Raw genomic sequence first — 13,961 nt, forward strand, 5'->3', positions numbered from 1 at the left:
ACAACGTACGGTTGACGCATGACTGGCATCGGCGGTGCAGGTACCTCTGGGATGGTCGACTGGAACCTCGCGGTCGCGACCGCGACCCGACTGGTGCGGCCGGGCCCCGACGTGAGCCGCGACGAGGCACGTGAGATCGTCGCCGAGCTCCGTCGGCACGCCAAGGCCGCCGAAGAGCACGTGCGCACGTTCACCCGGATGATCCCGGAGGGCGTCGAACCGGAGGACACCCCGGTCCTGGTCGTCGACCGGGCGGGCTGGGTGCGGGCGAACGTCGCGGGCTTCCGCGAGGTGCTGAAGCCCTTGCTCGACAAGATGCAGGAGCGCCGCGGGAGCAGCCCCGGCGGGGCCGTGCTCGGCGCGGTCGGCGGAAAGGTCACCGGCGTCGAGCTGGGCATGCTGCTCAGCTTCCTGTCCTCGCGGGTGCTCGGCCAGTACGAGACCTTCGCGCCCCCGGGCCGGGACCTTCCGACGGCGCCCGGCGGCGGGGGCCGCCTGCTGCTCGTGGCGCCCAACATCGTGCACGTCGAGCGCGAACTCGACGTCGCGCCGCACGACTTCAGGCTCTGGGTGTGCCTCCACGAGGAGACCCACCGCACCCAGTTCACCGCGGTGCCCTGGCTCCGCGACCACCTGGAGGGTGAGATCCAGTCATTCCTCGGCGAGACCGAGGTCGACCCGATGACCGTCCTGGAGCGGCTGCGCGAGGCCGCCCAGTCGCTGGCCGGGGGCCGGCCCGAGGGCGAGGAGGGCGAGGGCGGGCGCTCCCTGGTCGAGCTCGTGCAGACCCCGGCCCAGCGCGAGATCCTGGGCCGGCTCACCGCCGTGATGTCCCTCCTCGAAGGGCACGCGGACTACGTGATGGACGGGGTCGGGCCGCAGGTCGTGCCCTCGGTGAGCGAGATCCGCGAGAAGTTCAAGGAGCGCCGGGCCAAGGGGGCCTCCCGGCTGGACATGGCGCTGCGCAAGCTGCTCGGCCTGGACGCCAAGCTGCGCCAGTACCGCGACGGCGAGCGCTTCGTGCGGGCCGTGGTGGACGAGGTCGGCATGGACGGCTTCAATCGGGTGTGGACGTCGCCGAACACGCTCCCCACGAAGGCCGAGATCGCCCAGCCGGCGGACTGGGTCGCGCGGGTGCACCGCAGGGCGGAGTCCTGAGCGAAAAGCCGCCGGTCGGCGGGTGTCAACGCGGGAATCACCCATCCGAGGGACCGTGGGGCATGGGTAGGCGTGCAATGCTCGGGTAACGGCTCTGTTCTGTCACCATCTACGCACTCTGTGTGACTGAACATCTCTCCTGTTCCCTCTGCTCCCCCTGCTCCCTCTGAGATCTCCCCCCGCTTCCTCTCCGCGCCAGAGGCACCCCCCAACTTCACCGAAGGGCACCGGACATGGGTCCCCATCCTGCGGTCGCAGCGATACGCCTGGCGGTTCGCCGCGTACTCCACGACGTACTGAACGAACACTCCCGCGACCACGAGCGGGCCGCCGTCGGCGCGACCGCGGGGGCTCCCGCCGGTCCCGGGTCCGGCCTGAGCACCGCGCCGCCCGAGCCCCTGGTGCTCGTGGCCTGCTCCGGTGGCGCCGACTCCATGGCGCTCGCCTCCGCCCTCGCCTTCGAATCCCGCAAGCTCTCGCTGCGCGCCGGCGGCATCACCGTCGACCACGGCCTCCAGCACGGCTCTGACCTGCGGGCCGCCGAGGTCGTCTCGCGCATGACCGGCCTGGGGCTCGACCCCGCCGAGGCCATCGCCGTCCACGTCGGCCGCGAGGGAGGCCCCGAGGCCGCCGCGCGGGACGCCCGCTACGCCGCCCTCGACGCCGCCGCCGAGCGGCACGGCGCCGCCGCGATCCTGCTCGGCCACACCCGCGACGACCAGGCCGAGACGGTGCTCCTCGGCCTCGCCCGCGGCTCCGGCACCCGCTCGCTGTCCGGCATGGCCGCCGTCTCGGGGGCGGCGGGCCGCTACCGGCGCCCCTTCCTCGAACTCGACCGGCAGACCGCCCGCAAGGCCTGCATGGTCCAGGCGCTGCCCGTCTGGGACGACCCGCACAACGCCGACCCCGCCTACACCCGCTCCCGGCTGCGCCAGGAGGGCCTGCCCGCCCTGGAGAAGGCGCTCGGCAAGGGCGTCGTCGAGGCCCTCGCCCGCACCGCCCAGCTCTCCCGCGACGACGCCGACGCCCTGGACGCCTGGGCCCTCCAGGCGGACGCGTCCGTACGGGACGACGCCGGGCTCCTGGACTGCGCGAAGCTGTTCGCGCTGCCGCCCGCCGTGCGCCGCCGCATCGTGCGCCGGGAGGTCATCGAGGCCGGTTCACCCGCCGGTTCGCTCTTCGCCCGCCACGTGGAAGAGGTCGACAAGCTGATCACCGGCTGGCGCGGCCAGCGGGCCATCAATCTCCCGGGCCGCGTCGTGGCACGTCGGCAGGGTGGCAGACTGGTCATTCGGCAGGGCTGAGACCGCGTACGTCACTCGGCTCGCGCCACGGACAACAGAACCCCCAAGAAAGCGGCCCGGGTGAACGAGAAGGACATGGGCACCGACCTCCAGTCGGTGCTCATCACCAAGGAAGAGATCGACGCGAAGCTGGCGGAGCTGGCCGGGAAGATCGACGCGGAGTACGCGGGCAAGGACCTGCTCATCGTCGGCGTCCTCAAGGGCGCCGTGATGGTCATGGCGGATCTGGCCCGCGCGCTGTCCACCCCGGTGACCATGGACTGGATGGCCGTCTCCTCGTACGGCGCCGGCACCCAGTCCTCCGGCGTCGTGCGGATCCTCAAGGACCTCGACACCGACATCAAGGGCAAGCACGTCCTGATCGTCGAGGACATCATCGACTCGGGCCTGACCCTTTCGTGGCTGCTCTCCAACCTCGGATCGCGCGAGCCCGCCTCTCTCGAGGTGTGCACGCTGCTCCGTAAGCCGGATGCCGCAAAGGTCGCGATCGACGTGAAGTGGATCGGCTTCGACATTCCCAATGAATTCGTCGTGGGTTACGGGCTCGACTATGCCGAGAAGTACCGCAACCTCCCCTTTGTCGGGACTCTCGCGCCGCACGTGTACGGCGGCTGACGCAACCCGGTCCGTTCGGGGAACCACAGCCCGTCTCCCGCCGTTGGAGCATGGGAAGGGCCCTTTGTCAGCCGTACCGTGCGACCACGGGTGACAATGCTGGGGTACCGTCCGAAGAACAGTCTTTACACACAGTCTTAGTCACACTCACAGCAGCATTTACCTACGGGCAGGAGGGACGGGGCGTTCTCGCTCCGTATGGATGGACGTGAAGCGATACTTCCGTGGGCCGGTCATGTGGATCGTGCTGGCCGTCCTCGCCGTGGTCGTGTTGATGCAGGTCGTCGGCTCGTCGGGCGGCTACAAGACGGTCGACACATCCGATGTCGTTCAGGCGATCAACAACAAGCAGGTCGAACAGGCCAAGATCACCACTGGTGACAGCCAGGTCATCAAGATCGACCTGAAGGACGGCCAGAAGGTCAAGGGCAGCAGCAAGGTTCAGGCCAACTACATCGGCGACGCCCAGGCGACCGACATGGCCAACTCGCTGCAGACCGGAGTGAAGGGCGGTGACATCCCCAAGGGGTACACCGTCTCGCCCGACAAGCAGAACCCGTTCCTCGGGATCCTGCTGTCCCTGCTCCCCTTCGTCCTCATCGTCGTGGTCTTCCTGTTCCTGATGAACCAGATGCAGGGCGGCGGCTCCCGAGTCATGAACTTCGGGAAGTCCAAGGCCAAGCTCATCACCAAGGACACCCCGAAGACGACCTTCGCCGACGTGGCGGGGTCCGACGAGGCCGTCGAGGAGCTCCACGAGATCAAGGAGTTCCTCCAGGAGCCGGCGAAGTTCCAGGCCGTCGGCGCCAAGATCCCCAAGGGCGTGCTGCTGTACGGCCCGCCCGGTACGGGCAAGACGCTGCTCGCCCGCGCCGTCGCGGGTGAGGCCGGGGTTCCCTTCTACTCGATCTCCGGCTCCGACTTCGTCGAGATGTTCGTCGGCGTCGGCGCCTCGCGTGTGCGTGACCTCTTCGAGCAGGCCAAGGCGAACGCCCCGGCGATCGTCTTCGTCGACGAGATCGACGCGGTCGGCCGCCACCGCGGCGCCGGCCTCGGCGGCGGACACGACGAGCGCGAGCAGACCCTCAACCAGCTGCTCGTCGAGATGGACGGCTTCGACGTGAAGGGCGGCGTCATCCTGATCGCCGCCACCAACCGGCCCGACATCCTCGACCCGGCGCTGCTGCGCCCCGGCCGTTTCGACCGCCAGATCGCGGTCGACCGCCCGGACATGCAGGGCCGTCTGGAGATCCTCAAGGTCCACCAGAAGGGCAAGCCGGTCGCCCCGGACGTCGACCTGTCGGCCGTCGCCCGCCGCACCCCCGGCTTCACCGGCGCCGACCTGGCGAACGTGCTGAACGAAGCGGCGCTCCTGACGGCGCGCAGCGACAAGAAGCTGATCGACAACTCGATGCTGGACGAGGCGATCGACCGCGTCGTGGCGGGTCCGCAGAAGCGGACGCGGATCATGTCCGAGAAGGAAAAGAAGATCACCGCGTACCACGAGGGCGGTCACGCCCTGGTCGCCGCGGCTTCCCCCAACTCGGACCCGGTCCACAAGATCACGATCCTGTCGCGCGGCCGGGCCCTGGGCTACACCATGGTCCTGCCGGACGAGGACAAGTACTCGACCACGCGCAACGAGATGCTCGACCAGCTGGCGTACATGCTGGGCGGGCGCGCGGCCGAGGAGCTCGTCTTCCACGACCCGACGACGGGCGCGGCCAACGACATCGAGAAGGCCACGGCCACCGCCCGCGCGATGGTCACGCAGTACGGCATGACCGAGCGTCTTGGCGCGATCAAGTTCGGTGGCGACAACACCGAGCCGTTCCTGGGCCGTGAGATGGCGCACCAGCGCGACTACTCGGAAGAGGTCGCGGCGCTCGTCGACGAAGAGGTCAAGAAGCTCATCGAGACGGCGCACAACGAGGCCTGGGAGATCCTGGTCGAGAACCGCGACATCCTCGACAACCTGGTCCTCCAGCTCCTGGAGAAGGAGACCCTGGGCAAGGAGCAGATCGCCGAGGTCTTCTCGGGCATCGTCAAGCGGCCGGCCCGCCCGGCCTGGACCGGCTCCTCGCGGCGTACGCCGTCGACGCGGCCGCCGGTGCTCTCGCCCAAGGAGCTGGCGCTCACCAACGGCGCCACCACCGCCAACGGCTCCGCGCCGCTGGACACCCCCACGGAGGCCGTCCCGGCCCCCGAGGACCGTCCGGAGAGCTGAGCCCGGGGGCCGCACAGGCCCCGGAATGCATACCGCGCCCCCCAGGTTTTAGCCTGTGGGGGCGCGGGTGTTTCCGGCCACGCGCATGGATGACAGTCGAGGAACGAGGCACAGATGACCGACCCGGTGACGCTGGACGGCGAGGCCAAGATCGGCGAGTTCGACGAGAAGCGGGCCGAGAACGCCGTGCGCGAGCTCCTCATAGCCGTCGGTGAGGACCCGGACCGGGAGGGCCTCCGGGAGACCCCGGCGCGGGTGGCGCGGGCGTACAAGGAGATTCTGGCGGGTCTGCGGCAGGAGCCCGAGGAGGTCCTGACCACGACGTTCGACCTGGGGCACGACGAGATGGTCCTGGTGAAGGACATCGAGATCGTGTCGCTCTGCGAACACCACCTGCTGCCGTTCCACGGCGTGGCCCACGTCGGCTACATCCCGGCCGAGTCCGGCAAGATCACCGGCCTGTCGAAGCTGGCCCGCCTGGTGGACGTGTTCGCCCGCAGGCCCCAGGTGCAGGAGCGCCTCACCACCCAGGTCGCGGACTCCCTGATGCGCATCCTCGACGCGCGCGGGGCGATCGTGGTGATCGAGGCCGAGCACATGTGCATGTCGGTACGCGGCATACGCAAGCCGGGTGCGAAGACGACGACGTCGGCGGTGCGCGGCCAGCTCCGCGACCCCGCGACGCGCAGCGAGGCGATGAGCCTCATCATGGCCCGCTGACCCGGCCGGGCGCGGAAGCCCAACTTCCTCGCCCTGCCCGCCCGTTGGCGCACGGAACGGCCCCGGTCACCTGACGGACAGGTGGCCGGGGCCGTTTCGGCTTCGGGGTGACGAGGCGTCAGGTGACCGGGGCCGTGGTGTCGTCCTCGTCCTCGGGGAGCTTGCAGACCCGCTCCAGGAAGAGGGCTGCCGCGACGACCGCGATTCCGGCCACCACCGAGAACCCGGCGTAGATCGCCTGGTCGCGGCGGGCCGGCACGTCGAGGTAGCTCAGCAGATAGATCCCGGTGCCGCCGTACATCCCGCACACCAGGGCCGCGACCAGCGCGCTGGCCTGGCCGAAGACCACCGCGCGGGCGGCCATCAGGGGCTCGACGCCCTTGGCCCCCGGGCGGCGCTCGCGCTGGGCGCGCAGCCGGGCCCGGATGGACAGGGCGGTGGCGAGCAGGATGACCGCGATCACCCCGAGCACGATGGGCGCCGCGAGGGGCACGCTCGGCAGGGTCGAGACCGAGTCCCACAGCCGGGCGCCCGCCCAGGAGAGCACCCCTGCGATGACGAACAGTCCGGCCAGTACGCCAAGCCGCAGTTGCTTCACGGAGTAGTGCCCTTCGCGTCTGTGAGTGTCTTGTCGAAGCCGGGTGCGCCACGGCGGGCGGAGCGCCTGGTGGTCGGCCTCAGAAGCGTAACGACTACTCGGGCAGACGGAGTTCCAGATCGGCGCGGGGCAGGACGCCGTCGCGCCCGACGCCGCTCAGCAGGTCGGCGATCGGGCCGTGGCCGGGCAGCTGGGCCTCGGGCTCCACGTCGTGCCACGGCGCGAGCACGAAGGCCCGCTGGTGGGCGCGGGGGTGGGGCAGGGTGAGGACCGGGTCGTCGGAGACGACATCGGCGTAGGCAACGATGTCCACGTCGATGGTGCGGGGGCCCCAGCGCTCGTCGCGCACCCGGTCGAAGGCCTCCTCGATCGCGTGCCCGCGCTCCAGGAGCGAGGCCGGCGGCAGGGTGGTCTTCACCACGACGACCGCGTTGAAGTACGACGGCTGGGAGCCCGCCTCGACGCCCCACGGCTCGGTCTCGTACACCGGCGAGACGGCTTTGACGCGCAGGCCCGGGGTGTCCTCCAGGGCGTCGATGGCGCCCTGGAGCGTTTCCAGCCGGTTGCCCAGGTTGGAGCCGAGGGCGATGACCGCCCGGCGCGGGTTGGAGAGCGTCACGTCCGCCGCGTCCACCTGCTCGACCACGGCGGCCGGCACCGGCTGTACGGTCGGGTCGCTCTGGGTGCCCTGCGGATACACGCTCATACTCGGCTCCGGGTGATCGTGATGGTCACGTCGTCGAACGGGACGGTGATCGGCGCGTCCGGCTTGTGGACGACGACCTCCACCTCCTTGACGCCTTCGTGCTTGAGGCACTGCTGGGCGATCCGCTCGGCGAGCGTCTCGATCAGGTCGACGGGCTCGCCCTGGACGACGTCCACGACTTCTTCGGCCACCACGCCGTAGTGCACGGTCTTCGCCAGGTCGTCGTCCGCCGCCGCGGGGCGGGTGTCGAGGCCGAGCACCAGGTCCACGATGAAGGTCTGGCCCTCCTCGCGTTCCCGGGGGAAGACGCCATGGTGCCCACGGGCCTTGAGGCCGCGCAGCGCGACACGATCCACGCGAATCACTCCTGCTGTCGTTGGTCAGACGGACATGCGGCCGCGTGCGGGCGGCACGGTGCCCACAATCGAATCTACCTGCGGGCACTGACAGTGCTCGCCCACGGGGGCTATGGACAGATCCTGACAGGCCTGGTAGCCGCCCCTACCCGATGGCTCCGGATTCAATCCTCCCGAGCCCGCAATCGTGCCCGGATTCAGTCCTCCCGGGCCCCCAATCGTCCCCGGATTCAGTCCTCTTCCGGCTCTTCGTCGCCCGATTCGGCGAGCACGGGGGAGCCGTGGTGGGACCAGAGCCGCCAGCCCTCGGATGTGCGGCGGAACACATTGGTGGCCACCACGAGCTGGCCGACGAGCGGGCCGAGCTCGCCGCTCTCCTCGGCGGGCCCGCCGCTGAGGATGTTCTCGGTGCAGGTCACCAGGGCGGTGTCGCCCAGGATGACGACCTTCACATCGGTCAGGAAGAACTGGATGTACTCCGTGTTCGCCATGATCAAGGCGTACGAGCGCAGCACCTCGCCGCGCCCGGAGAGCACCGGCCAGCCCGGGTGGACGCAGGAGATCCCGGTGTCGCCGGCCTCGGTGGCGTCCAGCCAGAGCGCGGAGAGCTCGTCGAAGTCGCCCTGCTCCAGGGTCTCGTAGAACGCGGTGTTGGCGCGTTCGACCGCCTCGATGTCCGTCCGCGGGCTCACCGGGCGCCCTCGACGGCGCGCGCCACGCGGACGGCGTCGGCGGTGGCCCGCACCTCGTGGACGCGGACCGCCCAGGCGCCCTCGTGCGCGGCGATGGCGGAGACGGCGGCGGTGGCCGCATCGCGCTCGCGGGCGGGCGGCGGCGCGCCCTCGTCCCCGGCCAGGACGTGGCCGAGGAACCGCTTGCGGGAGGCGGCGACCAGCACGGGGCGGCCGAGCGCGCGCAGTTCGGCGAGGTGGGCGACCAGCGTGAGGTCGTGGGCGGCCTGCTTGGCGAAGCCGAGGCCGGGGTCGATCACGAGGCGCTCGGGGGCGATGCCGCCCTCGATGACGGCCTCCATCCGCAGGCGGAGTTCGGCGACGACGTCGGCCACCACGTCCCCGTACACCGCGCGGCTGTTCATGTCCTGGCTGAAGCCGCGCCAGTGCATCACCACGAAGGGCGCGCCGGTGGCGGCGACGGCGGGGACCATCGCGGGGTCGGCGAGTCCGCCGCTGACGTCGTTGACCAGGACGGCGCCCGCGGCGATCGCCTGCTCGGCGACGCGGGCACGCATGGTGTCGACGGAGACGGTGACGCCCTCGGCGGCCAGGCCCCGCACGACCGGGACGACGCGGCGCAGTTCCTCGGCCTCGTCGACGCGGGAGGCGCCGGGGCGGGTCGACTCGCCGCCGACGTCGACCAGGTCGGCGCCCTCGGCGACGAGGTCGAGGCCGTGCTTGACGGCGGTCGAGGTGTCGAACCACCGGCCACCGTCGGAGAAGGAGTCGGGCGTCACGTTGACCACGCCCATGACCGCGCAGCGGTCCCATTCGGGCAGGCCTTCGACGGACCCCCGCCCGTTCAACGTACTCATACGTCAAGCGTAGGCGTCAGGCGGAGGTCCCCGGACCACTCGCGGGGGTGGCGAAAAGCCGCTGGAGCAGTTCGTGCAGGGCGACGCGGTCGGCGTCGGGCAGCGCGTCCAGGGCGGAGTGGGTGGCGAGCATGCCGGTGCGGACGGTCTCCACGGCCTGGACGCCCTCGTCGGTCAGGACGACGTTCTTGACGCGGCGGTCGGTCGGGCTCGCCTCGCGGCGCACCAGGGCGCGGGCCTCCAGGCGGTCGACGATCCCGGTGACGTTCGAGGCGTCGCAGTGCAGCGTGGTGGCGAGCGAGCGCATGGAGGCGGGGCCGCGGCGCAGCACGGTCAGGGTCTTGGCCTGGCTGGAGGTGAGGCCCTCGTCGGCGGCGGCCGACGTGAAGTCGCCGTAGAAGCCCGCCAGGGAGTCCCAGATGGCATCCATGAGCACGGCGTTGTCGACGGCGGTCGGGCGGCTGGTTCCAGGAGGCATGCCGCCCACTGTACCCGCGGTTCGAGTGAAACTTGACTACCTCAACCTTTGATGTTTACCTTTATTAAGTTGCTTGAGGTAATCAAGCTTCCATCGACTCAAGTACCTCAGTACCTCGACCTGCCCTACGGAAGAAGAAGTGACCACTAACCAACGCCCCAGCGGCGGTACCGGCCTCGTCCTGGTGCTCGGCCTCGCCGCCATGGTCGTCTCGATGATGCAGACCCTGGTCGTGCCGATCCTCGGGATCATCCAGAACGATCTCGGCACCACCACCTCGGGCGTCAGCTGGGTCACCACCGCGACCCTGCTCTCCGCGGCCGTCTTCACCCCGCTGCTCGGGCGCTTCGGCGACATGCACGGAAAGAAGCCGACCCTGATCGGTGTGCTCGTGGTCATGGTCGCGGGCTCCGTGCTCGCCGCCACCACCAGCTCGCTCCCTCTGCTGATCATCGGCCGGGTGCTCCAGGGCGCGGCCACCGCGATCTTCCCGCTGGCCCTGTCCGTACTGCGCGAGGAGATCCCGCCGCAGAAGCTGCACGGCGCGATGGCGCTGGTCAGCGGCACCCTGGCGTTCGGCAGCGGTCTCGCCCTCGTCGGCGCGGGCCTGCTCACGCAGGGCTCGCACCCCGACTACCACCGGGTGTTCTGGCTCGCCGTGATCCTCGCGGTCCTCGCCCTGATCGCGGTCGTCGTGGTCGTGCCCGCCTCCCGCACGAAGACGGGCGGACGCACCGACTGGCTCGGCGCCGCCACCCTGGCCGCCTTCCTGGTGCTGCTCCTCCTGCCGATCTCGCAGGGCCACGAGTGGGGCTGGGGCTCCGCCCGTACGGTCGGGCTGTTCGTCGCCGCCGTGGTCATGGCCGGGATCTGGGTCCTGGTCGAGCGCAAGGTGAAGGCGCCCATGGTGGACATGCGGATGTTCGCGCACCGGCCGGTGCTCTTCACCAACCTGGCCGGGCTGCTCCTCGGCTTCGCGATGTTCTCGCAGTTCATCGGCGTCTCGTACTTGGTGCAGATGCCGGACAGGCTGACGGGCTACGGCTTCTCGGCGTCCGTCCTGCGCGCCTCGGTCGAGTACCTGCTGCCGACCACGCTCGTCTCGCTCGTCGCCGCCCCGCTCGGCGGCCAGCTCGTCGGCCGGATCGGCGCGCGCTTCACGCTCGCGGCGGGTGCCGCCTTCGGCGTCCTGGGCTTCGCCTGGCTGACCGGTGCGCACGACTCGACGGCGTCCGTGATCCTCGCGGGCATGCTGATCGGTGCCGCCATCAGCTTCGGGTACGCCGCGATGCCGGCGCTCATCGTGGCGAGCGTCCCGCACCACCAGACGGGCATCGCCAACGGCATCAACTCCATCTCGCGCTCGGTGGGCTCCGCGATCGCCAGTGCCGTGATCACCTCGCTGCTCGCCTCCAAGGTGATCTCCGGGCTGCCGAAGGGTGTTCCTCCGCTGCCTGCCGAGAGCCAGTTCACGCTGTCCTTCGCGCTGGCGGGGATCGCGTTCGTGCTGGTCGTGGGGGTGGCGTTGGTGGGTCTGTCCTCCGACCGGTCCCGTGTGCGGCGGGTCACCGCGGCCTCGTCGGAGCCGGCCGAACCCGAACTGGAACGCGCCTGACCCCTCGGGGGTGGGCCCTTGAACCCCCTGGGGTTCGCCCACCCCCGGAGGGCCCCACCCCGCCCCTTCCCTAAACCCTCCGGGGGGGGGTGAAGGACCCTGGGGGCTGCGCCCCCAGCCCCCCGGCGGGGACTGCGTCCCCTGCACCCCTGCCCGGGGCTCCGCCCCGGACCCCGTTCGCGCCTGAACGGCGCTCGTCCTCAAACGCCGGACGGGCTGAGGTTGCTCATGCGGGCCAGCACCAGTACCGCCAGGGGCGCGGGGAACTGCGCGACCAGCCACCCAGGGCTCGCACCCAAACGAAGGCCCCCTCCCTGCCCACACACCCCCGGCGGGTTTAGGGAAGGGGCGGGGAGGGGCCTCCCGGGGTCTGGGGCGAAGCCCCAGCGCACCCCCTCCGGGCCCGTGGGGCCAACACCGACTCCAGCCCCCTACGGGCCGTGGGGCCAGCCCCAACCCCAGCCCCCTCCGGGCCCGGGGTCGAGGCCGCATCCCCAGGGGCCGGGCCAACCCAAGGCCCGCCCCCAGAGCCGGGCCGCAGCCCAGGGGCACCCATCCGCCCCCTCCGGGCCCGGGGCCGGGGCCGCGCCCCCGGGGCCAGGCCAACCCAAGGCCAGCCCCCCGCCCCCAGCCCCACCCCCGCCAGGAAACGCCGAACCCCGGCCCCAAGGCCCCCGCAAGGGGGACCCGGAGCCGGGGTTCGGGGGTGGGCTACGCCGCGCTTACCTCTCGTTCCGCGGGGGCCGCGTGCGCGCAGGCGCGGTCTCCGCGAGCCGCCCGGGTGAGCCGCGCGAGCGGGCCCGGCAGGCCCAGGTTCACGAAGCCCTCGGCCTGCATCACGGCGAAGCCGATGCGGGGCAGGTCGGCGTGGGCCCGGTAGACCATGAAGCGCGGCTCCCAACGCGGCTGGAACTTCGCGTTGAACTTGTACAGCGACTCGATCTGGAACCAGCGGGACAGGAAAACCAGCAGACCGCGCCACATCCGAAGGACCGGCCCGGCGCCGATCTTCTCGCCGCGCGCGAGCGCCGAGCGGAACATCGCGAAGTTCAGCGAGACCTGGCGTACGCCGATCTTCTCGCAGGCCTGGAGCGAGGCCACGATCAGGAGCTCGTTCATGCCGGGGTCGGCCGAGCGGTCGCGGCGCATCATCTCGAGCGACATTCCGTCCTTGCCCCAGGGGACGAAGTGCAGGATGGCCTTCAGGTCGCCGTAGGGGGAGGGGACCTCGCCCTCCTCGTCGGCCTTGTGGGCCGTCGCGATCACGCAGTCGCCGTCGTTGGGGTCGCCGATGCGGCCGAGCGCCATCGAGAAGCCGCGCTCGGTGTCGGTGCCGCGCCAGTCCTCGGCGGCCCGGCGGATGCGTTCGAGCTCGCCGTCGGAGAGGTCACGAACGCGCCGCACGCGGGTTTCGTAGCCATTGCGCTCGATGCGCTTGACCATCTGGCGTACGTTCCGCATCGCGCGTCCGGCGAGGGAGAAATCCGCGACGTCCACCACCGCCTCGTCACCCAGCTCCAGGGCGTCGAGGCCGGTCTCGCGGGTCCAGACCTCGCCGCCGGTCTCCGAGCAGCCGACGACCGCCGGGGTCCAGGAGTGGGCCTTGGCCTCGTCCATGAAGCGCTCGATGGCGCCGGGCCAGGCCTCGACGTCGCCGATGGGGTCGCCCGAGGCGAGCATCACACCGGAGACCACGCGGTAGGTGACGGCCGCCTTGCCGCTGGGCGAGAAGACGACGGCCTTGTCGCGGCGCAGCGCGAAGTGGCCGAGCGAGTCGCGGGCGCCGTGCTTGGCGAGCAGGTCGCGCAGCTTGTGCTCGTCGTCCTGGGTGAGGCGGGCCGCCGGGTGCTCGGGCCGGAAGGCCAGGTAGATCGTGGTGACCGCGGTGAGCAGGCCGAGCGCGCCGAGCGAGTAGCCGACGGTCCAGCTCGTCCTGCCCTGGTACTCGACCGGGCCCTCGAAGCCGAAGAGGCCGAACATCACGTGCTGGATGCGGTCCACGATGCTCGGATTGCCGACCGTGCGGTCGGGGTGCACGCTCACGATCACCAGGCCCAGGCCCAGCGAGCCGGCGCCCATCAGGAAGAAGTTCGCCACCGCCTTCCAGCGGCTGCGCGGGTCGGGCAGCGCGGTGAACTCGCTCCGGTGGCGGACCAGCAGCGTGAGAAGTACCAATGAGATCAGCACCCCGACGACGGAGTGCCGGTACCAGAACTGGGCCACCGCGCCGATCGGCAGCAGCACCACGGCGGCCCGCCAGGCCCGCCGCTTGCGGCGCTTGAGGCCGTGCGCGAGGAGCAGCAGGAGAATGCCGGCGCAGAGCGCCACGGCCGCCGCGAAGGGGCCGAAGGTCCCCGGCAGCACCTCGCTCACGGTGTGGAACCGACTGTGCCGGACGCGATCGAAGACTCCGGCCGCTACGTCCAGGAGGCCCACGACAGAGCAGGCCGTACCGACCACCTTGGGAACCGACTCGGGGCGCGGCCCGCGGAGGACCTTTCGTACACGAGTCGGAACCGATCCGTTTTTGTCCCCATCTATCCTGACAGACATCGCTTCCCGTGACTCCGCGAGAGATTCAGTTGGCCGGGGGACGGCGTCCACACCGTCCAGCCGGACAATTTGCGCCCTCTAG

Annotated in this window: 13 protein-coding genes; 6 read left to right on the forward strand and 7 right to left on the reverse strand. The window is 70.9% G+C overall.

Annotation, left to right across the window (positions count from 1 at the left end):
- Positions 1-18: 18 nt before the first annotated feature.
- From AC07F3_RS33190 to folE, 5 genes are all read left to right on the forward strand, one after another.
- Entirely contained in the window at positions 19-1,158 is a 1,140-nt protein-coding gene (locus AC07F3_RS33190) for a zinc-dependent metalloprotease (RefSeq protein WP_479118231.1), read from the forward strand.
- 233 nt (positions 1,159-1,391) lie between these two features.
- On the forward strand, positions 1,392-2,462 hold the full coding sequence (gene tilS / locus AC07F3_RS33195; RefSeq protein ID WP_479118232.1) for a tRNA lysidine(34) synthetase TilS: 1,071 nt from the start codon (positions 1,392-1,394) through the stop codon (positions 2,460-2,462).
- Between the two features lie 75 nt (positions 2,463-2,537).
- Positions 2,538-3,077, forward strand: coding sequence for a hypoxanthine phosphoribosyltransferase (gene hpt, locus AC07F3_RS33200; protein ID WP_053731222.1), 540 nt, complete (start codon positions 2,538-2,540; stop codon positions 3,075-3,077).
- Between the two features lie 202 nt (positions 3,078-3,279).
- Entirely contained in the window at positions 3,280-5,304 is a 2,025-nt protein-coding gene (ftsH, locus tag AC07F3_RS33205; protein ID WP_114039153.1) for an ATP-dependent zinc metalloprotease FtsH, read from the forward strand.
- Between the two features lie 114 nt (positions 5,305-5,418).
- Positions 5,419-6,024, forward strand: a complete 606-nt coding sequence (gene folE, locus AC07F3_RS33210; RefSeq protein WP_479118234.1) for a GTP cyclohydrolase I FolE — start codon at positions 5,419-5,421, stop codon at positions 6,022-6,024.
- Positions 6,025-6,142: 118 nt separating this feature from the next.
- On the opposite strand, the gene AC07F3_RS33215 is transcribed toward folE, so the two are convergent.
- The 6 genes from AC07F3_RS33215 to AC07F3_RS33240 all read right to left on the reverse strand — a co-directional run bounded on the left by AC07F3_RS33215 (position 6,143) and on the right by AC07F3_RS33240 (position 9,711).
- Entirely contained in the window at positions 6,143-6,622 is a 480-nt protein-coding gene (locus AC07F3_RS33215) for a DUF3180 domain-containing protein (protein WP_479118236.1), read from the reverse strand.
- 94 nt (positions 6,623-6,716) lie between these two features.
- Positions 6,717-7,328: a 2-amino-4-hydroxy-6-hydroxymethyldihydropteridine diphosphokinase gene (folK, locus tag AC07F3_RS33220; RefSeq protein WP_479118238.1), complete on the reverse strand. Its 612-nt coding sequence runs from the start codon at positions 7,326-7,328 to the stop codon at positions 6,717-6,719.
- Positions 7,325-7,684, reverse strand: coding sequence for a dihydroneopterin aldolase (gene folB, locus AC07F3_RS33225; protein ID WP_114039157.1), 360 nt, complete (start codon positions 7,682-7,684; stop codon positions 7,325-7,327). The genes folK and folB overlap by 4 nt, the downstream gene beginning before the upstream one ends.
- Before the next feature lie 230 nt (positions 7,685-7,914).
- Complete coding sequence (locus AC07F3_RS33230; protein ID WP_479118240.1) at positions 7,915-8,376, reverse strand: nuclear transport factor 2 family protein; 462 nt, start codon at positions 8,374-8,376, stop codon at positions 7,915-7,917.
- Positions 8,373-9,233: a dihydropteroate synthase gene (gene folP, locus AC07F3_RS33235; RefSeq protein WP_469841190.1), complete on the reverse strand. Its 861-nt coding sequence runs from the start codon at positions 9,231-9,233 to the stop codon at positions 8,373-8,375. The genes AC07F3_RS33230 and folP overlap by 4 nt, the downstream gene beginning before the upstream one ends.
- Before the next feature lie 16 nt (positions 9,234-9,249).
- Complete coding sequence (locus AC07F3_RS33240) at positions 9,250-9,711, reverse strand: MarR family winged helix-turn-helix transcriptional regulator (protein WP_479118242.1); 462 nt, start codon at positions 9,709-9,711, stop codon at positions 9,250-9,252.
- A gap of 139 nt (positions 9,712-9,850) precedes the next feature.
- On the opposite strand from AC07F3_RS33240, the gene AC07F3_RS33245 reads away from it, so the two are divergent.
- Positions 9,851-11,326: an MFS transporter gene (locus tag AC07F3_RS33245; protein WP_479118244.1), complete on the forward strand. Its 1,476-nt coding sequence runs from the start codon at positions 9,851-9,853 to the stop codon at positions 11,324-11,326.
- 711 nt (positions 11,327-12,037) lie between these two features.
- Here the strand turns inward: AC07F3_RS33245 and AC07F3_RS33250 are convergent.
- Entirely contained in the window at positions 12,038-13,879 is a 1,842-nt protein-coding gene (locus AC07F3_RS33250) for a phosphatidylglycerol lysyltransferase domain-containing protein (protein ID WP_479118245.1), read from the reverse strand.
- Positions 13,880-13,961: the final 82 nt, after the last annotated feature.

Source organism: Streptomyces sp. NPDC045846, from assembly GCF_056431605.1.